The 7,363-nt window shown below is 34.5% G+C and carries 9 protein-coding genes; 6 read left to right on the top strand and 3 right to left on the bottom strand.

Annotation, left to right across the window (positions count from 1 at the left end; all coding sequences use genetic code 11):
* Positions 1 to 262: 262 nt before the first annotated feature.
* The 5 genes from KGI01_RS04320 to KGI01_RS04300 all read left to right on the top strand — a co-directional run bounded on the left by KGI01_RS04320 (position 263) and on the right by KGI01_RS04300 (position 2,243).
* Positions 263 to 469 (top strand): DUF1659 domain-containing protein, encoded by a 207-nt coding sequence (locus KGI01_RS04320; protein ID WP_141273593.1) that lies wholly within the window; start codon positions 263 to 265, stop codon positions 467 to 469.
* A gap of 19 nt (positions 470 to 488) precedes the next feature.
* Positions 489 to 704: a DUF2922 domain-containing protein gene (locus KGI01_RS04315; RefSeq protein ID WP_141273591.1), complete on the top strand. Its 216-nt coding sequence runs from the start codon at positions 489 to 491 to the stop codon at positions 702 to 704.
* A gap of 59 nt (positions 705 to 763) precedes the next feature.
* Positions 764 to 898 (top strand): YvrJ family protein, encoded by a 135-nt coding sequence (locus KGI01_RS04310; protein ID WP_141273589.1) that lies wholly within the window; start codon positions 764 to 766, stop codon positions 896 to 898.
* A gap of 58 nt (positions 899 to 956) precedes the next feature.
* Complete coding sequence (locus tag KGI01_RS04305) at positions 957 to 1,553, top strand: SCO family protein (RefSeq protein ID WP_307723174.1); 597 nt, start codon at positions 957 to 959, stop codon at positions 1,551 to 1,553.
* A 150-nt stretch (positions 1,554 to 1,703) separates the two neighbouring features.
* Positions 1,704 to 2,243: a GNAT family N-acetyltransferase gene (locus KGI01_RS04300; protein ID WP_141273585.1), complete on the top strand. Its 540-nt coding sequence runs from the start codon at positions 1,704 to 1,706 to the stop codon at positions 2,241 to 2,243.
* A 132-nt stretch (positions 2,244 to 2,375) separates the two neighbouring features.
* On the opposite strand, the gene KGI01_RS04295 is transcribed toward KGI01_RS04300, so the two are convergent.
* The 3 genes from KGI01_RS04295 to KGI01_RS04285 all read right to left on the bottom strand — a co-directional run bounded on the left by KGI01_RS04295 (position 2,376) and on the right by KGI01_RS04285 (position 4,706).
* The gene (locus KGI01_RS04295; RefSeq protein WP_141273583.1) at positions 2,376 to 2,912 is read right to left on the bottom strand and encodes an HdeD family acid-resistance protein; all 537 of its coding nucleotides are present in this window, start codon (positions 2,910 to 2,912) and stop codon (positions 2,376 to 2,378) included.
* 14 nt (positions 2,913 to 2,926) lie between these two features.
* The gene (locus KGI01_RS04290; protein WP_141273581.1) at positions 2,927 to 3,958 is read right to left on the bottom strand and encodes a YdcF family protein; all 1,032 of its coding nucleotides are present in this window, start codon (positions 3,956 to 3,958) and stop codon (positions 2,927 to 2,929) included.
* A 418-nt stretch (positions 3,959 to 4,376) separates the two neighbouring features.
* On the bottom strand, positions 4,377 to 4,706 hold the full coding sequence (locus tag KGI01_RS04285; protein WP_068453630.1) for a hypothetical protein: 330 nt from the start codon (positions 4,704 to 4,706) through the stop codon (positions 4,377 to 4,379).
* Positions 4,707 to 4,903: 197 nt separating this feature from the next.
* Between KGI01_RS04285 and KGI01_RS04280 the strand changes: the two genes are divergently transcribed.
* Positions 4,904 to 7,039, top strand: coding sequence for a type IA DNA topoisomerase (locus KGI01_RS04280; RefSeq protein WP_141273579.1), 2,136 nt, complete (start codon positions 4,904 to 4,906; stop codon positions 7,037 to 7,039).
* Positions 7,040 to 7,363 lie beyond the last annotated feature (324 nt).

Below are 7,363 nucleotides of genomic sequence, written 5' to 3'. Positions count from 1 at the left end.
GGGACAAATATAAACCGATTACACTAAATAAAACAACAGCTAAAATATTTAAATCCTGAAGTTGTAATGTATGATCGAAGGGAATTGGTAAAAGGAATGAAAGCCATAAAATAATCAATGTAATACTAATAAAACCGATGAAAAAACGGTCTTTTTTTGCACGGTAAACCAAGTGATACACCCCATTTTTGAAATATTCTACCCAATATTGTCTCCTTTATGAAACCGGGTTCTATGTAGTGATTGAAAGGAGGTGGTACACATGGCCGCAACATTCAAAAGTGCAAGCTTAAAAGTTCAGTATGCAGTAGGAATGGACGGGGATAAGCAATTAAAACAAACCCGTACATTCGGCAACATTCATGAAAATGCGACGACTACAGAAATTGAAGCTGTAAAAAATGCGATTACATCATTATCAGCGTATGCAGTAGTTCAAGCAGAAATCGTCACAACTAAAACAATCTAATTAAAAGGAGGAAAACACAATGAGTAAAGTATTGAAAATGACGTTTAATTTACTACCCAAAGGAACATTCGTTGTTGCGGTAGATGGCGTAAAAGCAGACGTAACAGAGACAGAAGTCCGCACAGTGATGGAGTCGATTAAAGCAGGCGGTGTATTTAAGCCAAAAGCAGGTGAAATTGATTCTATTGCATCTGCAGAGATTGTGGAGCAAACAACTACACCAGTGATCGTATAAAATAAAAAGGGCTGTGTCTTTTGGACATGGCTCTTTTTTTATAGAAAGAGGTGAAAAATATGCAAGAATGGATGACATTTATACAGAGTATCGGTTTTCCAGCAGTTGTTGCTTTCTACCTCTTACACCGAGTAGAAGCGCGTCTACAAGCGATTCATGATGTTCTTGTTGAATTAATCAAACATTCCTCTTAAGATGATTGCCAGTTGTTGTATGAAATTGTAAGATAGTGAGGGATAAGGGAGTGACATGATGCAAAAATGGAAGATATTAATCGGAATTAGTTGTTTGTGTATATTGCTTGCAGCTTGTGGTAAAACAACAAACTTTAAAGCAGAAAAAGATATTGAAGTGCAGAATTTCCAGTACACAAATCATAAAAATAAGACGGTTACATTAGATGATTTACAAGGGAAACCATGGCTAGCACTATTTATTTTTACGAGTTGCACAACAGTTTGTCAGCCGATGATGGCGAATATGGCAGATATTCAAGACGCCTTAAAAGAAAAAGGAATTGAAGATTATCGTATTGTCGGTTTTAGTGTTGATCCAGAGGTCGATACACCGAAAAAACTAGCGAATTATTTAAAAAATTATAAAGTAGCAGATGAATCGAAGTGGGATTTACTAACAGGCTATACACAACAGGATATCGAAAAGTTAGCGGTGAAGTCTTTTCAAACACTTGTGAAAAAAACAGCGGGCGAGGATCAAGTGACACATGGTACAACCTTTGCCCTTGTGAATCAACAAGGTCATGTCGTTAAAACATATAGCGGCTTTACAGATGTACCAAAAGATGAAATTGTAGTAGATGTCGAAAGTATCATTCAAGATAGTAAATAGTATCTAAAAAAAGAATGAATAACGTCAAAAATACCATTTTTATTTTAAAAGATGGTATTTTTCGACTTTTAAAACATCATTTTTGATTCCATATAGACAGTAGAACCGTATTTCTATATAATGACAAATTAATTAAAGGAGGGAGTTTTTATGATTAATTTAAAGCCACATCACGTGAATTACGCTGTTAGAATTCATGAACTTGCATCCGATCCACTTGTAGCAGATGCGCTTGGTTTAGTAAACCAAACATTAGAAAATCGTTTAGAATTTATCCAAAAGATGCAACAAAGTGAAAAGGAAGGTACGACCTGTTCACGACTTGTATTTCATAATTATCAAATGATTGGTGTTACAACGTTAATGTACATCGATCAACAGAAAAAATCATGTCATTTAGGAAGTTGGTTAGGTGTACCATATTGGGGGAGGGGCTATAATGAACGTGCAAAATGTGAGATTTTAAAACTCGCTTTTGATACATATGGTTTAGAACGTGTATTTTTAGGGGCACGTACACAAAATCGCCGTTCACAAGCAGCACAGCAAAAACTTCCGTACCTACGTCAACACGTTATGCATGACTATCCAGAGGAACACCAATTTTTAGAAGAAAAAGAACAACAACCATGTATTTTAAATGTTGTAGAAAAAGATGACTTTTATGCATTTTTAAATATAGCTCGCTAGTCTATAAGAATAAAAACATATATAAAGCATATCTAAATAGAAAAAATCCGAAATCGTTTAACCTTACGATTTCGGATTTTTATTGTGAATGTTAAAAAGATAGATTGAATATTTTATAGTTTACATCCACACTTATTTAAATGAGAACCAAGATCGAACATTAATCGAAATAATTGTTAAGACAATTCCCTGAATTAAGAAATAAGCTCCTGTTAAAATTGTAAAGCTCATTGCCGAGTAGAACGGACGGATAAACATTAATACACTTAAAGCAAGCGCAATAATTGTAAAGGCTAAAATGATATAAAAAGCTGGGCTGCTTTTTACACGGAAATATTTTAACGTAATTAATGTCATAATTGATTCAATTGCAAACCAAAGTGCAAATAAGAAACCAGTAAATAGAATACCAAAATCGGTATTAAAAAATAGCAAGATACCTAAAGCTAAAATAAATAAACCAGAAATTAGACTAGAGGTTTCAGGTTTATTTGATTTTTTACGTGAGAATAGATAATTGAAAATATCAAAAATCCCTTTAATAACTGCAAGTGCAGCAGCGATTAGGACCATAGACTTCAATGCGATTTCAGGTTTTACTAAAAAGAAAATCCCAAATGCAATAAAAATAATTCCTGTAATTAAAGTAAATGTTGTGATTTTTTTCATTTCATAGACCTCCCTTAAAATAGATTACTAATAATAGCGAATAATAGAAGAAACGACACAATTAAGATATTTGTTCTTTTCTTCAATACTATATACCCTATAAACTCACGAATAAAAGCAGTAGGAATATAATAAAGTTTTGTTTTACCGCCAATACCAAAAGCTCGAATTCCGAGTTGTTGTGCTAATTTTCCAGCACGTAAAAGGTGGTACGTACTTGTGGCAATAGCAACATTTGCCTTTTTTAAATCTCGCTGATCTTGTTCTTGTACGACTTTTTCAGCGAATTGAATATTTTCTTCAGTCGTTGTAGACTGATTTTCTAAATAAATAGGTAGATCTGATTCATAATTCTCCACAATGTATTTTTTCATCGCTTCGGCTTCCGAGATGTTTTCGTCTGCACCTTTTCCCCCACAAACAATAATCGTAGGTTTTACTTTTTGCTTTTTAAAAAATTGCATGCCTGCATCAATACGTCCTGCAAGTAGAGGCGTTACCTGATCTTTAATTAAACCTGAACCTAATATGAGAATATAGTCGATTTTTTTAAAAGTAGGTATCCATTTATAATAAACAGCTGTAAATGTATAAAGAGAAAAAAGCAAAATAATATAACCAATCGTTGAATGAATAAAAACAAGCATCATTTTTACAACTCGAACATCACCGTAATAATGTTGTAACAAGAATAAAATAAATTCTAATACAACAAAGCCAATGAGTGAAAATAAAGGAAGTAGATTGCCGATTGAAAAACGTTCTCTTTTTAAAACAGCACGTGTATTCACAAATACCATAATAACTAAAATAAAAAGCCAAAATACAGCTATTATAAGAAAGAAAATAGCGATAGGAACAATTAGCCAAAAAGTAAAACGTTCAAAATGGTTTAATAGAGTAGCGAAGAAAATTAGTCCAACTGATAAAATGAATAGTAAAATAGCTAAACCTGTAAAAAGGCTCGTTGGATTTACGTGGTGAAGAACAAAGCTACAAAAAAATAGCACAAGGGATATGGCTATTAAAAACAGATAAACATCCATAAACAAACATCCTTTCCAAAACAACTTATCCTATATTATGTATAGAGATATTATTCACGCAAAATGAATTTACTAAACAATGAAGGGATAGGTTAGAGTAAATTATAGAATAAAAAGGGGAAGTTGTATATTTATGTTTAATAATAAATATTTCTCGGGACGAAGATATACTAAAAAAGCACCTTCAAGAAGAAGTGTGCTTTTGATAACGCGGGTTGTGTAAAGCGAACATGAGCCAAATAAGAAAGAGGACTAAAATAAGTGAATCACTTTTTTCGAACCGATGATGGAATAGCAGTGTTGCTAAGTCATGACCAACTAACGCGAGGAAGTTCATGAGAACAAGTACAAGAAATGAGTGAATCAAAAGTTTGGGGAAACGAATGGTTGTATATAACATCGTGAATTACTCCTTTTTTTATTTTTCTAAAATAACTTTAGAATGCTTTGTATCTGCCCATGTAAAGACTTTCACTTCATTTGGTGCATCTGTTGTTTCAACATAGACGATATAGTCGTATGGTTCGGGTGCTTTCCCTTTTAGTAAAAAATCATCATGTTCAGTTGTAATGGACTGAATTTCTTTTTCATCGTAACCTAGTCGCTGCAATTCAAAGACTGTGGCAGTGAGGATTTCTTCGCGGGCTGCAAGGTCGCCTAAACGCTTTTGATCATACAGTAATGTCGCATTTAATCCGATTGAGAGAATGAATAGAATGAGTCCAATCCATAAAAATGTTTTTTTCAAAGTGAGAACACCTCCAAGTATGTAGTATACCATTTTATCCATTTACTAGAATAGAAAGGAAAAAGTCCTGTTTCTTTTAAAATGAAGTGTATTTTACGCCCAAAAAGAAGAAATAAAACATTCTATAAACAGACGACAATCGACTTAATGGTATAATGAATGCATACATAGTAGATTAAAGGAGTTGAGCCTCGAACGTGGGACAAGTTGTTATTTTTGCTGAAAAACCATCGCAAGCGAAAGCGTATGCGGAGGCTTTTCCGGTGGCAAGAAAGACGAAACATTTTATTGAATTACAACCATGTGAGACGTTTCCAAATGGTGCGACGATTACATGGGGTGTTGGGCATCTTGTCGAACTGAAGCAGCCTGCTGAATACCATGCAGAATGGAAGCGTTGGAGTTTAAAAGTATTACCGATGATTCCTGAAAACTACGAGTTCAAAGTAGCGAAGGGGAAGTGGGATCAATTCCAAGCAGTGAAGGCGTTATTTAAAGAGGCAAGTATGTTAATTAATGCTTGTGATGTGGACAGAGAAGGATCGAATATTTTCTATTCAATTTTAAAACAAACCAAAGTGAAGTCAAAACCAATTCAAAGACTTTGGATCAATTCACTTGAAGTCGAAGAAATTCGCAAAGGATTTCAAGCATTGCGTGATAATCAACAAGATTATCAAATGTATATCGAAGCACAGACGCGTCAAATTAGTGACTGGCTTGTCGGGATGAATGCAAGTCGTCTATATACAATGCTGTTAAAAGAAAAAGGTTTGAATGAAACGATTTCGGTTGGTCGTGTACAATCCCCAACAGTCTACATGATTTACGAACGTCATGTTGAAATTGAGCAGTTTCAACCAGAAAATTTTTATGAATTAAAAGGTGAATTTCATTCGCGCATGGGTTCTTATACGGGGAAGGCAGATTTTAAGTCGAAGAAATATGAAGAAGCTTTAGCTGCATTAGAAAAAGCGCATATTCAAGAGAAAAAACGTCTCCCTGCGACAATTCAAAGTGTTGAAAAAAAGCCGAAAAAGGTATTGCCTCCAAAGCTACATTCACTCTCAACATTGCAGCAAAAAGCGAATCGTATATGGAAGTATAGCCCTGCAAAAGTGTTGGAAGTAGCACAATCTCTATATGAGAAAAAGCTCATTTCATACCCAAGAAGTGATTGTCAGTTTATTACGGACGCTGAGTTTGCTTACTTAAAACAGAAACTACCACAGTACCAAGAAATGATGAAAAAACCATTTGAACCAGCGCGCCTATCTGCCTCAAAAAGATATGTAGACGGCTCAAAAGTGGAAGAACACTATGCGATTATCCCAACAAAATCGATTCCATCTGCCGATAAACTAGCAGGTCTTTCGCTCATGGAAAAAAGTATTTATGCGGAAATCGTACGTTCAGCGCTAGCAATGTTCCACCGAGACTATATGTACGAGGAAACAAAAATTGTGACAGACGTTCAAGGACTGTTATTCAAAACAGTTGGAAAAGTGGAATTAGATCGCGGTTTTCAAGAGTTATGGCCTGCACCAAAAGAACAAAAAAAAGAAGCACCTCCACTACCGCTTGTGGAAAAGGGAGAAGATGTAGATGCGATGGTGCAAATTCATCAAGGTACGACGCAACCGCCTAAACCTTTTACAGAAGGGCAACTTGTACAGATGATGAAAACATGTGGAAGGCTTATTGAAGACGATGCAGAGAGCGATATTTTGAAGGAAGTTGAAGGAATTGGTACGGAAGCCACGCGCGCAAGTATTATCGAAACAATTAAGCGCCATGGGTATATTGATGTACAAAAAAATATCGTTTCCATTACTGAAAAAGGAAAGGTATTATGCCAAGCGATTGCAGGATCGCTATTGGCTAGTCCAATTATGACAGCGAAGTGGGAAAGTTATTTAAGAAAAATATCTGCAGGCACAGGCACACAACAAGCTTTCCTTCAAAATATTGAAAAGTTTTTGCGTCACTTAATTGAGACAGCACCGCAAATCGTTCAAACAACAGATATTACAGCTGCCGCAGAACTAGCAGAACCAGCAGTGAAAGGGCCAATTGCGAAGTGTCCGTCTTGTCATCAAGGAGAGTTATTAGAGAAAAAAAGTTTTTATGGCTGTTCTCGCTATCAAGAAGGTTGTAAATTTACAATTTCAAAACGTATTGCGAGTAAAAAAATTACAGCAAGCCAAGTACGTGATTTGTGTGAAAAAGGATTAACGAAACCAATTAAAGGTTTTAAATCAAAAAAAGGTTCGAGTTTTTCAGCACGACTAAAATTAACACAAGAAAAAATTGAATTTGATTTTTCAATTTAGAGATTGGCATGATTGCCAGTCTCTTTTTTTATTGAATTAAATTACTCTGTTTGTAGTAAAAAAACGACATATAAGACCGAAAAAAGAAGTGAAATTATATTCTGAATTTTAGAACTTTTTAAATGTTCGATGAAAAATGCGCTGTTTTTTAATGTGAAAGACATCAGAAAACGAGTAAAAAAGATACAAAAAAAGTGAAAAAAATACAGTGTTTTTTTCTAATATAAATATAAAAAAGATAGAGTTGTATAAAAAATGTTTAAAGTGAATATTTATACATACGATGGACGAAAGGAATGTATACATGCGAAAAAGCATATCAAA

This window comes from Kurthia gibsonii (genome assembly GCF_006539985.1).
In the GTDB taxonomy this organism is placed as follows: domain Bacteria; phylum Bacillota; class Bacilli; order Bacillales_A; family Planococcaceae; genus Kurthia; species Kurthia gibsonii.
The sequence above is the reverse complement of the archived record's forward strand: the minus strand, read 5'-3'. Positions and strand labels throughout refer to the sequence as shown.

Bases quoted from the DNA above. Each gene is read 5' to 3' on its own strand.
- KGI01_RS04320 (WP_141273593.1), top strand. From the start codon at position 263: ATGGCCGCAACATTCAAAAGTGCAAGCTTAAAAGTTCAGTATGCAGTA.
- KGI01_RS04310 (WP_141273589.1), top strand. From the start codon at position 764: ATGCAAGAATGGATGACATTTATACAGAGTATCGGTTTTCCAGCAGTT.
- KGI01_RS04300 (WP_141273585.1), top strand. From the start codon at position 1,704: ATGATTAATTTAAAGCCACATCACGTGAATTACGCTGTTAGAATTCAT.
- KGI01_RS04315 (WP_141273591.1), top strand. From the start codon at position 489: ATGAGTAAAGTATTGAAAATGACGTTTAATTTACTACCCAAAGGAACA.
- KGI01_RS04295 (WP_141273583.1), bottom strand. From the start codon at position 2,912: ATGAAAAAAATCACAACATTTACTTTAATTACAGGAATTATTTTTATT.
- KGI01_RS04305 (WP_307723174.1), top strand. From the start codon at position 957: ATGCAAAAATGGAAGATATTAATCGGAATTAGTTGTTTGTGTATATTG.
- KGI01_RS04290 (WP_141273581.1), bottom strand. From the start codon at position 3,958: ATGGATGTTTATCTGTTTTTAATAGCCATATCCCTTGTGCTATTTTTT.